This window comes from Streptomyces sp. GLSS-08 (assembly GCF_056387915.1).
In genome coordinates this window covers 49,645-64,273 of record NZ_JBWJAQ010000015.1, presented here as the reverse complement: position 1 = coordinate 64,273, position 14,629 = coordinate 49,645, and the positions used below count along the sequence as shown (strand labels likewise).

The 14,629-nt window shown below is 71.7% G+C and carries 11 protein-coding genes; 6 read left to right on the top strand and 5 right to left on the bottom strand.

What is annotated here, in order from left to right:
* Positions 1-43 precede the first annotated feature (43 nt).
* Positions 44-1,063 carry a beta-ketoacyl-ACP synthase III gene (locus AC0ZLC_RS25115; protein ID WP_476754224.1) on the bottom strand — a complete coding sequence of 340 codons (1,020 nt, stop codon included), beginning with the start codon at positions 1,061-1,063 and terminating at the stop codon, positions 44-46.
* A gap of 162 nt (positions 1,064-1,225) precedes the next feature.
* Between AC0ZLC_RS25115 and AC0ZLC_RS25110 the strand changes: the two genes are divergently transcribed.
* Complete coding sequence (locus AC0ZLC_RS25110; RefSeq protein ID WP_476754223.1) at positions 1,226-2,659, top strand: FAD-binding oxidoreductase; 1,434 nt, start codon at positions 1,226-1,228, stop codon at positions 2,657-2,659.
* A gap of 405 nt (positions 2,660-3,064) precedes the next feature.
* Positions 3,065-3,685, top strand: coding sequence for a hypothetical protein (locus tag AC0ZLC_RS25105; RefSeq protein ID WP_476754222.1), 621 nt, complete (start codon positions 3,065-3,067; stop codon positions 3,683-3,685).
* A gap of 153 nt (positions 3,686-3,838) precedes the next feature.
* On the opposite strand, the gene AC0ZLC_RS25100 is transcribed toward AC0ZLC_RS25105, so the two are convergent.
* Genes AC0ZLC_RS25100 through AC0ZLC_RS25090 form a run of 3 tightly spaced genes read right to left on the bottom strand, consistent with a single transcriptional unit; the run spans position 3,839 to position 8,576 of the window.
* A complete protein-coding gene (locus AC0ZLC_RS25100) occupies positions 3,839-5,200 on the bottom strand; it encodes an MFS transporter (protein WP_476754221.1) in 1,362 nt (453 codons plus the stop codon).
* A complete protein-coding gene (locus AC0ZLC_RS25095) occupies positions 5,197-7,206 on the bottom strand; it encodes a PEP/pyruvate-binding domain-containing protein (RefSeq protein WP_476754220.1) in 2,010 nt (669 codons plus the stop codon). The genes AC0ZLC_RS25100 and AC0ZLC_RS25095 overlap by 4 nt, the downstream gene beginning before the upstream one ends.
* Positions 7,203-8,576: an ATP-grasp domain-containing protein gene (locus AC0ZLC_RS25090; protein ID WP_476754219.1), complete on the bottom strand. Its 1,374-nt coding sequence runs from the start codon at positions 8,574-8,576 to the stop codon at positions 7,203-7,205. Before AC0ZLC_RS25090 ends, AC0ZLC_RS25095 begins: the two co-directional genes overlap by 4 nt.
* Before the next feature lie 430 nt (positions 8,577-9,006).
* On the opposite strand from AC0ZLC_RS25090, the gene AC0ZLC_RS25085 reads away from it, so the two are divergent.
* The 4 genes from AC0ZLC_RS25085 (at position 9,007) to AC0ZLC_RS25070 (ending at position 14,012) form a co-directional block, all read left to right on the top strand.
* Complete coding sequence (locus AC0ZLC_RS25085; protein WP_476754218.1) at positions 9,007-10,332, top strand: PAS domain S-box protein; 1,326 nt, start codon at positions 9,007-9,009, stop codon at positions 10,330-10,332.
* Between the two features lie 305 nt (positions 10,333-10,637).
* On the top strand, positions 10,638-11,159 hold the full coding sequence (locus tag AC0ZLC_RS25080) for a GNAT family N-acetyltransferase (protein ID WP_476754217.1): 522 nt from the start codon (positions 10,638-10,640) through the stop codon (positions 11,157-11,159).
* Positions 11,160-11,210: 51 nt separating this feature from the next.
* Positions 11,211-12,464, top strand: coding sequence for a hypothetical protein (locus AC0ZLC_RS25075; protein WP_476754216.1), 1,254 nt, complete (start codon positions 11,211-11,213; stop codon positions 12,462-12,464).
* 342 nt (positions 12,465-12,806) lie between these two features.
* Positions 12,807-14,012, top strand: coding sequence for an esterase/lipase family protein (locus AC0ZLC_RS25070; protein ID WP_476754215.1), 1,206 nt, complete (start codon positions 12,807-12,809; stop codon positions 14,010-14,012).
* A gap of 137 nt (positions 14,013-14,149) precedes the next feature.
* Here the strand turns inward: AC0ZLC_RS25070 and AC0ZLC_RS25065 are convergent, their stop codons facing one another.
* Entirely contained in the window at positions 14,150-14,605 is a 456-nt protein-coding gene (locus tag AC0ZLC_RS25065; RefSeq protein WP_476754214.1) for an RICIN domain-containing protein, read from the bottom strand.
* Positions 14,606-14,629: the final 24 nt, after the last annotated feature.

Below are 14,629 nucleotides of genomic sequence, written 5' to 3'. Positions count from 1 at the left end.
GTTCGGAATATGTTGGTGAAGGCGGGTCGGTTCACGTGCTCGGTCAGTTCACGTGCTCGGCAGGGATGTCGGGCCAGACGAGGGTCGTCGAGCCCCACGAGAGACCGGCTCCGAACGCCGACAGCAGCACCCGGTCGCCGGCCTTGAGACCGCCGTCGGCGGCGATGTCGTTCAGCAGCAGGGGGACCGAGGCCGACAGAGTGTTCCCGACCCGGTCGATGTTGACCGCGACGCGCTCCATGGGGACTTCGAGTTCCTCGGCCACCGCACGCACGATCCGGACGTTGGCCTGGTGCCCGACGAACCAGTCGACGTCCGCCACGGACCAGTCGGTGCGCTTGAGCACCGCCCCGGCCGACTGCGTCATGCGCTCGACCGCCTGCGTGTAGAGGGGGCGGCCCTCCATCCGCAGGTACCAGTCCCCGGTGGGCACCACCTCGTGGCCGAGGCCCGCGTCCGCGGACCGCTGGCGCGAACCGCCGGCCGGGATGGCGAGCAGATCGGCGAGCGAGCCGTCACTGCCGAGGTCGAAGGGGCCCAGCGCGCCGGGCTCGTCGTCCTCACCGCGGCGCAGTACCACCGCGCCCGCTCCGTCGCCGAAGATCGGCGCCGTTCCGCGGTCCTGCTGGTTGACCAGCGTGGTGAAGGCCTCCGAGCCGATGAACAGCACGCTGTCCGCGGTCCCCGAGGAGATCAGCCCGGCGCACGTGGCGAGTCCGTAGAGGAACCCGCTGCACGCCGAGGTGAGGTCGAAGGCCGCGACCGTGCCCATGCCGAGCCGGGACGCGACCTCCGGTGCCACCGCGGGGCAGAGCCGGTCGGGGGAGGTGGTCGCCACGACCACCAGGTCCACCCCGCTCACCCCGGCGGACCGCAGCGCCCGGGCACCGGCCTCCACGGCCAGGGAGCCGGTCGAAAGGCCGTCCGAGACGACCCTGCGTTCACTGATTCCGGTCCGCGTCCTGATCCACTCGTCATTCGTGTCGAGCGTCGCGGAAAGGTCGTCGTTCGTGACCACTCTGGGAGGGAGAAATCCTCCGATACCCGAAAGCACCACCGCCATGTGAATTTCCCCCCTGCTGGCCGCCATTGACTGTCTGACCTGGCGTCCAACCACCCTCGCGCAGCCCTCTGAGGCACGGCAATTGGCCTTTCGTACACCTGCGGATCCGGCTGGACCAAAGGCCAATTGACCCCCGGCGGGGCCAGTGAAAGCGTCGCCAAGATGGGCACCGCGACTCCTTCAGCCACCACGGCCTCTTCGGCCACCGAAGCTCCTCCGGCCGCCACGACCTCATCCGAGCTGGCGCGGCTCCTCCCAGCGGGACGGGTGATCGCCGACCGGGACACCCGCGCCTCCTTCGCCCACGACGAGGCGGCGGGCGCCCCCTTCGGCATGCCCGCCGCCGTCGTACGCCCCCACGACACCGCCGAGGCCGCCGCGGTGGTCGCGTACTGCGCCGAGCGGGGCGTCCCGCTGGTCGCGCGCGGCGCGGGCACCGGGCTGTCCGGCGGCGCCAACGCCATCGAGGGCTGCGTGGTCGTCTCCTTCACCGCGATGGACGCGATTTTGCGCATCGACCCCGACGAGCGGCTCGCCGTCGTACAGCCCGGCGTGGTCAACGACCATCTGCGTGCGGCCTGCGCCGAGAAGGGCCTCTGGTATCCGCCCGACCCGGCCAGCGCCCCGTGGTCCACGATCGGCGGGAACGTGGCCACCAACGCGGGCGGGCTGTGCTGCGTGAAGTACGGGGTGACCCGGGACTACGTCCTCGGGCTTGAGGCCGTCACCGGACGCGGCGAGACCGTCCGGCTGGGGCGGCAGACCGCCAAGGGCACCGCGGGCTACGAACTGGCCGGGCTGATGGTGGGCTCGGAGGGCACCCTGGGCCTGGTCACCGAGATCACCTTGCGGCTGCGCGGCGCCCGGGCCAGGGAGCGGACCGTCGTCGGCTACTTCGACGACCTGCCCGGCGCGGGACGTGCGGTCGCCCGCGTGGTCGCCTCCGGAGTGGTGCCGAGCGCCCTCGAACTCGTCGACCGCTACTGCCTGCGCGCCGTGGACGACTGGAAGAACATGGGTCTCACCGACGCCGGGAACGTCCTGCTGCTGGCCCGCTGTGACGCCCCCGGAGCCGCCGGGGACCAGGAGGCCGACACCGTCCTGAGCTGTTTCGAGAGCGCGGGCGCGACCTGGAGCGCCCGCTCGACCGACGCTGCCGAGGCGGATGCCCTCTTCGCCGCGCGCCGGCTGGTCTATCCGGCGCTGGAGCGGCTGGGCCTGGTGCTCAGCGAGGACATCTGCGTACCGCGCATGCTCGTGCCGCGGATGCTCGCCCACCTGGAGCGGATCGCCGCGGCGCACGACGTGCACATCGCGAGTCTGGCCCACGCGGGGGACGGCAACCTGCACCCGATGATGGTCGTTCCCCGGGGCGACGAGGCCGCCCTGGCCCGGGGGCGCGGGGTGTTCGAGGAGGTCGTCGACCAGGCGATCGCGCTGGGCGGCACCGTCACCGGGGAGCACGGGGTGGGGCTGCTCAAGATGCGCGGCCTGACCCGGGAACTGAGCCCCGCGGTGCTCGACCTGCACCGCGCGACCAAGAAGGTCTTCGACCCGGCCGGAATCTTCAACCCGGGGAAGGTCTTCACCTCCTGATGACGTCGCCGACAGGTCTTGTCGACCCGGTGCCGGACGGCGTCCGAGGTCGGAGTTGAAGATCACCGCCCGGTTCTGCCGGTAGGGGATGGTCGTGCTGCGGGCCCGCCGGCGTCGCAGGAACGGATGGATCAGGTTCTGGCGGCCGTTGTAGGTGTCGAAACCCCAGGACAGGGGGGCGTCGCTGTCGTGCACCACCAGACCGCCCGAGTGCGCGACTCCTGGCTGAGGGCGAAGCCTCGACGGGGTGGGTGCGGCACGCCGCAGCTCGAGGGGCGCGGCCCGCGTTCACACGTTTGGCTCGTGCCGGGCTGCTCCGCGCCGGCGGATGACGCGCTCACCCCACCGCTGGGCCATCCGCCGGATACCGTGTCATGTCCGCGGCAAGAGAAGGTGAAGGGTGATATGGCCTCCAACAGTTCGGTCCGTGCGCGCCTCGCGCTGGGCGCAGTCCTGGTGCCGGCACTGCTCTGCGCCCCGGTGGCTGCGGCCGCCCCCGGGAACGCGAGCACAGACACGGGCACAGCCCGCACTGCCCCTGCCGGCAGCGAACACACCTGCCCCGTCGTGTACTTCGACCTGGGGGAGACCCTGGTGCACACCGCCGACGACGGCAGCACCGCCTACCTGCGCGGCGCCGCCTCATATCTGCGGACCCTGCGCGAACGCCACATCAGAGTCGGCCTGATCACCAACGTTCCGCCCTCCTGGGGCACGACCGACGCCGAGCGTGCCGCCCGGCTGAAGGAGGAGGTCGACGCGACGTGGCGGGGCCCGGTGCCGTTCGCCTGGGAGGATTTCGGCGACCGCATCCGCACCCCGCGCACCGAAGCCGAACGCAAACCCTCTCCGGTCCTGTGGCAGCGCGCGAAGACCGACTCGGGCCGCTGCCGGGTCGTCTACCAGGCGGAGACCGCCCAGGAGGTCACCGTCGCCTCCTCGCTGGGCTTCGTGGCCTACCAGGCCGGCCGGCCCCACCGGCCCGCGTTCCTGCCGGCCGGGCTGGTCGAACTCCTCGGCCGGTAGCGGCCCGGTGGCGGCACTGACGGACGTCCACGCGCAGTGCCCGCGGCCGTACGCCCCTTTCCCGCTCCGGTGCGTACGGCCGCGGGCCGGCGCCGGCGCCGGCGCCGGCACCAGGGCCACGGATCCGACCGCGACCCCCAAGGCCTCCTCCGGTCAGCCGGGAAGCCGGTCCGCAGTCTCCGGGCCGCCGTCATCCGTGCCCGCGGCCCCGGCACGGCCGGCTTCCGAAGCCGGCACCACCTGCTCCCCGGGCCGGTCCCGCGCAACCACCCCGCTGCGCACCAGGAGTTGAAAGGCCCCGAGCAGTACCGCCGTCGCCAGCGCGCTGTGCCATAGCAGGGCGTCCAGGTGCCCGGCCGACAGGTACGCGCCCGCGGCGATCGCGGCCAGTGCGCACACCGCGCGGTCCACGATGCTCTCGACCGACAGCAGCGTGGCCCGCGGGGCGTGTGCCGGCACCGCGTCGTTGACCAGTTTGCGCTGGACGGGGAACGCGAAACCGGTCGCGGCGGCGAACAGGCAGAGCAGCACGACGACGACCCACGGCCCGCCGAGCGTCATCGCCGCCAGGGTGCCCGCGAGCGCGAGACTGAGGACGGACACCCAGGCGACCGGCGGCAGCCGGCGGCTCAGCCACTGGGGGCGGGCCGAGGCCAGCGCCTCCGCCACCGTCATCGCGGCCAGCACCCCGCCGTGCGAGGCCTCGGCGATGCCGTGGTCCAGCAGGATCGGCTGGAAGAGGTTGACCTGGCAGATCCGGGACAGCGTGAACACCGCCACGCCCTGCACCATCACCAGGGCCAGCCACCGCGAGGAGGCGACACAGCGCAGCGCGGTACCCGCGTCCCGCAGGAACGCGCCGCCCCGCCGTCCCCCCTCGGCCCGGCCCGAACCCGCGCCTGTTCCCGCGAGCCGGGGCAGCATCACGGCGCAGACGAGGGAGCCCGCCGCGCTCGCGGCGCTGAGCACGTACGGCGCCGGGTGGGCGAGGGCCATCAACGGCCCGACCAGCGGCCAGCACACCACTTTCGCCGCCAGCCCCAGGGCCCGTGCGGTGCCCTCCGCCCGCAGATAGTGCTGATCGCACCGCTCCGCCCGCAGCCCGTCGTACAGGTAGGCGCTCGCCGCTCCGGAGGTCAGTGACCGGCCGGCGGCGATGGCCAGGAAGTGCAGGAGGAAACCGGTGTAGGAGGCGCTGACGACCGGGACCAGGTTCGCCGCCGTCATGACCACCGCTCCGGCCCGCAGGCAGTTGCGGGTGCCGATCCGGTCGGCGATCAGCCCGGTCGGGATCTCCAGCAGGCAGAAGGCCACGTAGTAGATGCTCTGGATGCCGAAGATCTGTCCGTCCGAGAGACCGGCCGCCTTCTGGTAGGCGTAGAACACCGGCATCCACCACAGCAGGTTGAACAGCAGCTGGAAGCCGTAGTTGAGCCGGATGATCCGGCGGGCGGTGTCCGTCGGGCCCGCGGTCGACCCCGTGCCGGGACGCGGTGGGCCAGGACGCGTCCTCACAGCGCGTAGGGGCGGATCTGGACCAGCCGGAAGTCGCCCCGTTCGGTCATCAGCCACTCGATGTCGAGCGGCTTGTCCACGTCCGCCCCGCTGAAGTGGGACTGCAGGAGCCGTCCGGTCAGGGACAGGTCGGCGAGCCGGGCGCGGGTGGCGGCCGGCAGCCCCTCGCCCCAGGAGCCCAGGGCGACGGTGCGGCCGCCGCCCTCCACGGTGTTGTACAGGTACTGCTGCGGCAGGACCGAGCCGTCGACCACCTGCTCGGGGGAGCCGGGGGAGCAGTTGAGGTAGACGTTGCGGAAGTCCTCCCGGCGGGTCGGATTGCAGGTCACCAGGACACCGCCAAGAACGGCCGGCACGTACTCCTGGATGATCACGCCCATGTAGGTGTCGTCGAGCGAGATGCCGACCTGGTGGCGCAGCCGCACGCTGCGGGGTGAGACCAGGGAGGCCCACACCTGGCGTACGGCGTCCAGGAGTTCGCCGGTGCCGTGGACGGTGGTGACGGAGTCGTAGACGCCCGCCGCGGAGAACCCCGGGAGGTCCTCGGCGTTGGAGGAGGAGCGCACCACCAGAGGTCCGCGCGAGGCCGTCGCGGCGGGGAAGGCCTGGTCGATCTGCCGGGTGACCGCCTCGGGGACGGGCGTGTGCCGGATCAGGTGCTGCAGGTGCAGGCAGAGCGAGTCCAGGACGTCGGCGGCGTCGAGTTCGAGCGCCAGCTTGAGTTTGCCGATGCCCTGCTGGAGGACGGGAGAGGAGGCGAGGAAACGCTGCTGGAGCGCGAAGGGAACCGCGACCCCCTCCGGAGCGCTGACCGCGCCGGCTACGAACTCGGCTGCGGCGGCGCGCAGTTGTCCGGCGGAGGGCGCGCTCAGGCCGAGACGGGCCGCGAGGTGCCCGTAGAGGTCCTCGCGCGGCGGCCGGGGCCGTCCGTAGAAGGACGTCAGATCCGCGGTGCGGCTGTCGAGCACATGGTGCAGCTCGCCGAGGTTGGCCGCCTTGGTGCCGTAGCGGTCACGGTCGGCGCTGCGCAGCCGGTGCAGGGACAGCACGGGGGCGTCCTCGAGCAGCGGCGGTTCGAGGCGGATGCGCTGCTGGTGCCAGGCAGGGGCCCGCAGGTCGGGTTCGTGATCCAGCCGCCGCAGGGATATCTCGTCCTCGCCGACCCGGTAGCGCACCCACGCGCCGTCGAGGCCGCCCTGCTCGACCAGCTGTTCCAGGTCGCGCACGATCGCGTTGGGGATGCCCCAGCCGGAGGCGAGGACATTGGTGTGCGAAAGCGGCGTGATGGGCGCGGTGTTGACGAAACCGGCGACCCGCGGCACGTCGTCGGGCAGGCACGGCATCGCCACGATGTCCGACCAGCCCAGGCCCGCCTCCGCCGCCGCGTACTCCTGCTGCGTACGGAAGAACCGCAGTCGCCCGGTGGCCTCGCCCGGGTTCAGCGGCGTCCGCTCCCGGGACCCGAACAGCTCGTGGCTCAGGATGCGCGGCACACGCTGTTCGCTGATCGCCGACAGCTCCTCCTCCTGCCCGTGGTTGGCGGGCTTGAGCAGCAGCGGCAGCCTGCTGTCGACCCGCGCACGCACGAACTCATAGAAGAATTCCAGCAGTTCGCCGTGCATGGTGTCGGCCTCGGTCGTCTCCAGAACGAGGAACAGCCGCTCGCGGCCCTCCGGGTCCTGCTCGCTGTGCAGGGACAGCACACCGAGCAGGAAACGGCGCCCGGGATCGGTGTAGACGGAGGCGTTGAACGCGTCCAGATCCTCGTCCAGCGCGGTGAGGTCCATCCCCAGCACCCGAGTGGCGACGTAGTTGACGTGGAAGGGGTGCGCGCTGGTGTCCAGCACGTGCCAGGTGTTCTCCGCACGGTCGACGACGACCTTGAGATAGGGGTGCCCGGCCAGCACCCCCGACAGCGTCCTGAACAGCGGCAGGGAGAGGTTCTCGCCGACGACCGTGCGGTCCGTGGCCTGCTCGGCGGCACCGGTGACCAGCGGGGCGCTCATGCCGGGACCTCCTCGCACCGCGCGGCGGGCAGCACCCGCGGCAGGGCGCCCACCAGGGTCTCGAAGTCCCGCAGCACCGTCTGCGGGTCAGCGGCGAAGAGCAGGCACAGCGCGGCCATGGTGTTGGCGCCCGCAGCCGGGTCGTAGACCGGTACGACGCTGCCGTCGGCCAGCGAACTCTCCGCCACCACCGACAGCTCACTGCCCCGGCTCAGCGGCACCTCCGAGGCGACCACGGGAAAGTCCCAGACCCTGCGGTCCTGCCAGGCCTCACCCCGCCCGTCGACCGCGAGGACGACCAGGGAACCCGCCGCACCGCGCGCCTGAGCAGGCGTCAGAGCCTGCTCGGGCCATGCGACCGGCCGCCCCAGGAGGTGATCGACGAGCATGCCGATCAGATCCAGCCCGAAGACCTCCTCGATCTGCGGCACCGTCATCGCACCGCCGAACCGGGCAGCCGTCTCGATCAGCCACATGCTGCCGTCCGGACCGAGCTTGATCTCGGTGTGTGTCCCGCAGTCGCGCAGGCCCAGAGCGTCGACGGCGCGACGGGCCAGCGCCACGACCCGGTCCTGCGCGTCGGGGGAGAGCAGGGCGGGGGTGATACCGGCGCGCTCGGTGAACGGCTCGATGGTGGGCATCCGGCCACTGAGGCAGACGGGATGGAAGACACCGCCCGCCACGACACCCTCGACACTGAGGTAATCGCCCCAGCCGGGCTCCGCGAACCAGTCCGCGGCCGTACCGCTGACGATCTCCTCCACCACGAAGTCCGCGTCGGCCGCGGCGACATGAAGCTCCGCGAATCCCAACCGGGCCGACTCCGCCATGACTTCACGCGAACGAGCCCAGGCGGCGGACACCTCACCGGGGGAGCGAATGATCTGGTGCGCGGTGGACCCCGCGCTCCAGGCCGCCTTGAGCAGCAGCGGGCAGGACAGGGAATCCACCGCCGCATGCAGGTCCGCCTCCGTGGCGACAGCACGGAACGCGGGCTGCGGCAGACCGTACTGCTCCCAGGTGCTGCGCATCAGCCGCTTGTCGCGGGCGAGTTCGACGGCGCCGCCCGCGCCCACCAGACCGAGCTTCTCGCAGGCCCCGGCGACGGCCACGACCGCGTACTCGGAGAACGTGAGCACCGCGTCCGCGCCCACCTCCCTGGCCCGGGCCACGATCAAGGACACCAGGTCGGAGCATCCCGCGTCGCCGGGCGTCACCACCGAGGCGCACAGTCTGTCGGCGGCCCCCGTCACGGCAGGCGGAAGAGCGCTGAGCGCCAGCAGGTGCACGTCCGCCTTCGCAGCCGTCCGCGACAGGACATGGCCGAGCGGCGGACCACCCTTGGCATGCACCAACAGCACCGTGCTCACAGAAATCCGTCTCCATTCACCCATTCGGTACGGACCCTTGCCCGCACCGCTGGTGCGGTGACGGGCCCGGGGAACATCGCGTGCGGTGAACGCCGGAAGCGTGTTCACCCGCACACTCAAGGGGACCAGGCGGCACCCGCCTCCAACACCGCACAGGGCGCCCGCGGTTCAGGCAAATGCCTGAGTCGCACACCGTGGCGGGCCGCCCGGCGCGATCTGCGCGTACGCGCCGAGTCCTGCGGAGCGGGCGAGCTGCACCCGGCCTGCGTACGCAGCCGCGAACCGCCCCCGCACCCGCCGGTGGAGCAGTCCCTCGGTCCACCGTCCACTTTCGGCACTTCGGCCGGGAACGGAGCTTGTGCCGGACCGAGCGGGATATCCAACGTCATGTGACTGTGCGTCAGCCAGTCGCATACGGACGGAGACCGCTGTGGACGATCCCAGCCCCAAGACACTGCTCGAGCACCCCCCCGTGGTCCGGGAGGAAGCCGACGAGCCGCAGCAGGCACGGGAACGGAGAGGCGACGCCCTCACCGGCCCGGACACCGCACAGCGCCTCCCGGACCGGACCCGCCCAGACCCCGCAACTCCCGCGCACCGGAACGACGATGGCCGACGGCAGCCCCCCGCAGACAGCCGCACCCCCGTCGACGGCCGCATCCCCGTCGACGGCCGCACCCTCGACGTCGTCCGGCACCACCCCGAGCACCGCGCCCGCACTCACGCGACAGAACCCGACACCCACGCCGCGGTGCCCCGCGGCTACACCGCCTTCGCGGACCTCGTGGACCTCGCCCCGGCCGCCGCCTTCATCCGGGACCGCCACGGCCGCTACCTGTGGGCCAACCACGCCTACGCGCACCTCTACGGCACCGTCCCCCGGCAACTGGTCGGCAAGTACATCGAGGACTTCGACACTCCCGCCGAGGCCGACCGCTTCCGCGCCCTCGACCAACAGATCCTCACCCGGGGCACGCCGGTGCGCCACACCCTGCGCTACCGGCGCCCGGACGGCAGCACAGGCCGGGCGTTCGGCCACCGCTTCCCCGTACGGGAACACGCCCGCACCTGCATCGCCGGGATCTACGTGGACATCACCGACCACCTGCGCGCCACCGCCCAGCGCCAGGAGGCCGAGGAAAACCTCAGCGCCCTGCGCGACCACAGCGGACTGCCCTGTGCCCTGCTGTCGGCCAACGGGCGCGTGATCGAAGCAAGCGCGGCAGCCGCGGAACTCTTCGGTCTCAGCCTGCCCGACCTGGTCGGCCGCCGCGCCCACACCCTGCTCGCCCCCGAGCCCGCCCGCGGCCTCGACACGCTGCACCACCGGTGGAACAGCCTGATAGCCCGCCGCACCCGGCGCGTGGAGACAACCGCCCTGCTCGTCGACCCCCAGGGGCTGCAACGCCGCGCGGAGCTCCACCTGACGACAATCGGCCATTCCACCAGCCGGGCCCGCCACGTCTGGGCCGTGGTCACCCACCAGAGCCTCGCCCACGAGGCCCACCCGCCACTCACCGCCGCACAGATCCGCATCCTGTCCCTCCTGGCCCAGGGCAGCAGCAACAGCGACATCGCCACCTCGCTGAAACTGTCCCGGCAGACGCTCGACTACCACCTCAGCCGCCTGCGGCAACTCCTGGGCGCCGCCACCCGCCCCGCGCTCGTCGCCCGCGCCTACGTCCTCGGCATCCTCGCCCCCCACGCATGGCCCCCACGCTCCGCCACGGCAGCCCACCCACTCAGCACCGCCTGACCCGCACGGCGGGTGTGCAGCACGGCCAGGATCCGCCCAGCGGCTGCCGGCCCGGTGTCCGTGCCCGGCCCCCGCCCCCGGCATGGCTGCCGGGGGCGTCCGCTGCTCGGCCGGACGGCCGAGCCGGGTGTCAACGGTGCAGCCGCCGGCACGCTCCTGGCGACCGCAGGTCGCACGGGCACCCGCCCCGCCACCTGACCCGAAGCTCGGACGCGTACGGCAAAGCGGCAGCACCATGCCGCGGGCCAGGCCGGCACCCGGCACCGGTCCCGGAAATGCATTGCCGTGCCGTTGCGTCGGTCGGCATGCTCACGGCCGTGACCACCGCACACGGATCCACCGATGCCACCGCCGTCGTACGCGTCAGTGTGCGCGACCTGCTGCCCCGAGACCTGACCGCATGCACGTGGTCGGGCTCCGCCACCCATCTGCGCCAGGTGGAGCGGGAGTTGACGCGCGCTGCCGCCGGCGAGGTGGACTACCTGGCTGTATGCACCCCGGTGGACCTGCCGGTGGCGATCGGCGGCATCGACTACCAGGTTTCCAGGGGAGCCGGAACCCTGTGGCAGCTCGCCGTGCTCCCGGCACTGCAGTCGTGCGGCCTGGGAACGTTGCTGATCCGAGCCGCCGAGCACAGGATCACCAACCGCGGCCTGCGCAGGGCCGAACTCGCCGTCGAGGAGACCAACCCGCGGGCGCGCGCCCTGTACGAGCGCCTGGGATACGCCGTGTACGGCCGCCGGCCTGATGCCTGGGACGCAGAAGGACCTGACGGGTTGATCCGTCGCCACGAGACGATGTGCCTTCTCCTGCGAAGAGACCTCTGAGCGGTCGGGGAGGATGGGCGTCGGCAAGGGGAGCGACAGGGGAGGGCGGTCATGCGCAGCTCTGCGGGGACTTGGACCAGGGGCACAGCGGCGGCCGTCGCCGTACTGGCCGCGGTGCTCACGGCCGCGGGGTGCGGCACGGACTCCGAGCCGACCGCCTCCCGCACCACGCGCCCCGCCGGCACCACGCGCCCCGGCGACACGAGCGGCCCGCCGAACGCCTCCACGGTTTCCCTGGCCTGGGAGTTCGAACACATCGAGGAGGGCGGCGGAAACCTGGTGGATGTCGCCGCTCTCGCCGAGGACGACGTCTGGGCCGTCGGGAGCGGCCACACCGCCGGGTCCCGCCCGTATCTGCTGCACTTCGACGGTACGCGGTGGAAGCGTGAGCCGGTCCCCGAGGCCGTCGGCACCGTCGTGGCTCCGCTCGTGCTCGAAGAGATCGGTGACCAGGCCCTGTGGCTGGGACAGCAGTCCTCTCAGCAGGACACCGCCGAGAACTCCTGGGCGAGGTGGGACGGCACCCGCTGGTCCGCGGTGCCGGACCCGCCGCCGGGCCCGGTCATGGACCTGGAGGCCGCGGGCCCGGACGACATCTGGGCCCTGCAGGCCGGCGAGCGGTCCGCCCGGCACTGGGACGGCACTGGCTGGACCACGACCCGGCTCCCGTACCGCACCACCGACCTCGCCGTGGCGGGACCGCACGACGTCTGGGCGGTCGGCAGCCGCTCGACGGGCCCGGGCACCGAAGCAGGCTACGGCGTGCGCTACAGCCAGCCCGCCTCCATGCACTGGGACGGCACGAGCTGGAAGTCGGTCAGGACTCCGCAGGCCGGCTTCGACGAACCGCTCCCGCCGGAACCCAGCGCCGAACTCGTCCAGGTCTTCCCGCTCGACAGCGGCGAGGTGCGCGCGTACGGCACCAACACCTTCAACCACGGCGAGATCGACGACGAACCCGCGGACGAGTACCTGCGACTGCGCTGGGACGGCTCGAAGTGGGTCGAGCAGGAGCCGGCGCCCGGCGAGTGCGCCGCGCGGACCCCGGTGGGGCAGGACGACAAGGGTCTGTTCCTTCAGGGCAACTGGTACCTGACCGACGACGGCGAGTGCGTGAAGGTGGAACGCCGCCGCCTGCCCACCTCGACCGGGGCCCGCGAGGATTCACGTCAGTCGCTGTGGCTGTCGCAGATCCACCGGGTGCCCGGCACCGGCACGTGGCTGGGCGCCGGACACGTCCAGGTCAATCAGTCCGGCGCCCCCTTCGGCGCCCCCGTCGTCGTCCGCCTCGTACGCAGCGGCTGACCTCCGGTCCGACGGGCGCGGCTGCCGACGGCACCGTGTGGGTCGTCAACTCCGCCGGCGGCATCTACCGCTACACCGGAGACCAGCCGAGCTGACCGACGTGAGCACGCGTGCGGGGTCCCGTCGGTTGGACCGGGACCCCGCATGCGGCGGGCTCGTCATGGACCATGTCGTCCCTCGGCGCTGGCCTCGCCAGGCCGGCAGCACATGCCGGGCACGTCAAACACTTCCCGTGCGTGCTCCATCAAATGTGGTGAACTCCGCAGCCCAGAAGGGCGATACGCCCGAATCGCCCCTCATGATGACGTCGTCTCACCCACCCCCCTCACGAGGAGTACGTCCATGTCTGCGACGACCGAGCCCAACGTTGGTTCGTTCACTCTCGGCGGTCCGCTGATCGCCGAATCCGCCGGGACCATCGAGGTGCCGGAGCACGAGGAGTGGCCCCTGCCGAACGGCTTCGCGTGGGTCTTCCTCGGTGAGGGCAACCGCAGTCTCACCCGGCCCGTGATCATGGCCGACGGCTTCAACCTCGGTCGGAGCAAGCTCGACGCGCTCTACCAAGGCCTGGAGGGCGGCGACTTCGCGTTCATCAGCGAGCTGCGCCGACGTGGCAGGGACGTGATCCTGCTCGGTTTCGAGGAGCGCAGCGCCTCGATCCTGGACAACGCGGAGACGGTCGTGGCCGCCGTCATTCAGGCCACCGGAAGGCAGCAGGGCGACGACCGTCTGGTCGTCGGCGGCTTCAGCATGGGCGGCATCGTCACCCGCTACGCACTCGCCAAGATGGAGAAGGAGCACGTCGACCACCGGACCGCGCTGTACTTCTCCTACGACAGCCCCCACCGCGGCGCTTCCATCCCGGTCGGCGTGCAGGCGTTCTCCCACTTCATCCCCTTCCCGAACGACTTCGCGAAGCAGATGAACAGCCCGGCCGCGCGCCAGATGCTGTGGCAGCACTACGACAAGGACACCGGCAAGATCGGCGTCGCGCCGGAGCGCACGGAGTTCCTGGCCGAGCTGGAGCGGGTCGGCAACTGGCCGGCGATCCCGATGAAGGTCGCCGTGGCCAACGGCCGCGCGGACGGGGTCGGCCTGCCGGACGTGAAGCCCGGCGATGTCGCGCTGCGGATCGACCGGATCTACCCGGGCACCGCCTTCTACACCCAGGCCCAGGGCGACGACGTCACCGCCGCTTACCTGAACCGCCGGTTCCCCAAGGCCGAGAAGACCATCACGACCAGCGGCTTCCCGGAACTGGACGGCGCGCCGGGTGGGACCCTGCACACCTACAGGATCCTCGCCGACACGATCAAGAAGCTCGGCGGCAAGGCGGATCTGCGGCACGAGGAGGTCTGCTTCGTCCCCTCGGTCAGCGCGGTCGCGATCCGCACCATCGACAAGCAGGACGACCTGTACGCGAGCATCCACGAACTGAACCCGGACGAGAGCGAGTTGGACGAATTCGTCTGTTCGTCCGCGACCACCGCACACACCGCCGTCACCGAAGAGCTGTGCCACTGGCTCATGGAGCGGCTCCCCCACTGACCGCCGCCATGTGCCGACCAGGGCCGCCGACCGCCCACCTCGTGCGGAGGGCGGCCCCTCGTCGGTCCATCCGCTTCACCCCACCTGCGCGTTTGCGCCCCCCGGTCAGCCGGCCCCGGGTGAAACGGCGGGGTGGTCTATCCCCAGTGCTGGTAGAGGCTTCCGTTGCAGGCGACGAGCCGGATCCCCTGGGACACGCTGCCGTCGAGGCACCGCCCGGACTGAACGTGCCTGATCTCGCCGGTGGAGGAGGTGGGACGCCACTTCTGGTACGTGCTTCCGTTGCAGGCGACGAGCCGGACCCCCTGGGAGACGCTGCCGTCGAGGCACCGCCCGGACTGGTAATGCCTGATCGCAGCGGTGCTGTCCCAGAAATAGTCCCATTTCTGGTAGGAGCTCCCGTTGCAGGTGTTGAGGCGGACCCCCTGGGATGCACTGCCGTCGAGACAGCGATCGGCGTAGGCCAGATTGTCCCAGGTGTTCCACGCGGTTGCTGTCGCCTGAGCCGGTGCAGCGAACAGGGCCGCCGCGGCCAGTGTTGCCGCCGTTCCCGCAGCCAGCGCCGTCGCCCTCGACAGGACACGCTTGATCATCGGCGTTCTCCTTTCTCCAGGAGT

What these genes read in the sequence shown, in the direction of transcription:
- AC0ZLC_RS25115 (WP_476754224.1), bottom strand. Translation starts at nt 1,063, where the DNA reads ATGGCGGTGGTGCTTTCGGGTATCGGAGGATTTCTCCCTCCCAGAGTG.
- AC0ZLC_RS25110 (WP_476754223.1), top strand. Translation starts at nt 1,226, where the DNA reads ATGGGCACCGCGACTCCTTCAGCCACCACGGCCTCTTCGGCCACCGAA.
- AC0ZLC_RS25105 (WP_476754222.1), top strand. Translation starts at nt 3,065, where the DNA reads ATGGCCTCCAACAGTTCGGTCCGTGCGCGCCTCGCGCTGGGCGCAGTC.
- AC0ZLC_RS25095 (WP_476754220.1), bottom strand. Translation starts at nt 7,206, where the DNA reads ATGAGCGCCCCGCTGGTCACCGGTGCCGCCGAGCAGGCCACGGACCGC.
- AC0ZLC_RS25080 (WP_476754217.1), top strand. Translation starts at nt 10,638, where the DNA reads ATGCTCACGGCCGTGACCACCGCACACGGATCCACCGATGCCACCGCC.
- AC0ZLC_RS25075 (WP_476754216.1), top strand. Translation starts at nt 11,211, where the DNA reads ATGCGCAGCTCTGCGGGGACTTGGACCAGGGGCACAGCGGCGGCCGTC.
- AC0ZLC_RS25070 (WP_476754215.1), top strand. Translation starts at nt 12,807, where the DNA reads ATGTCTGCGACGACCGAGCCCAACGTTGGTTCGTTCACTCTCGGCGGT.
- AC0ZLC_RS25065 (WP_476754214.1), bottom strand. Translation starts at nt 14,605, where the DNA reads ATGATCAAGCGTGTCCTGTCGAGGGCGACGGCGCTGGCTGCGGGAACG.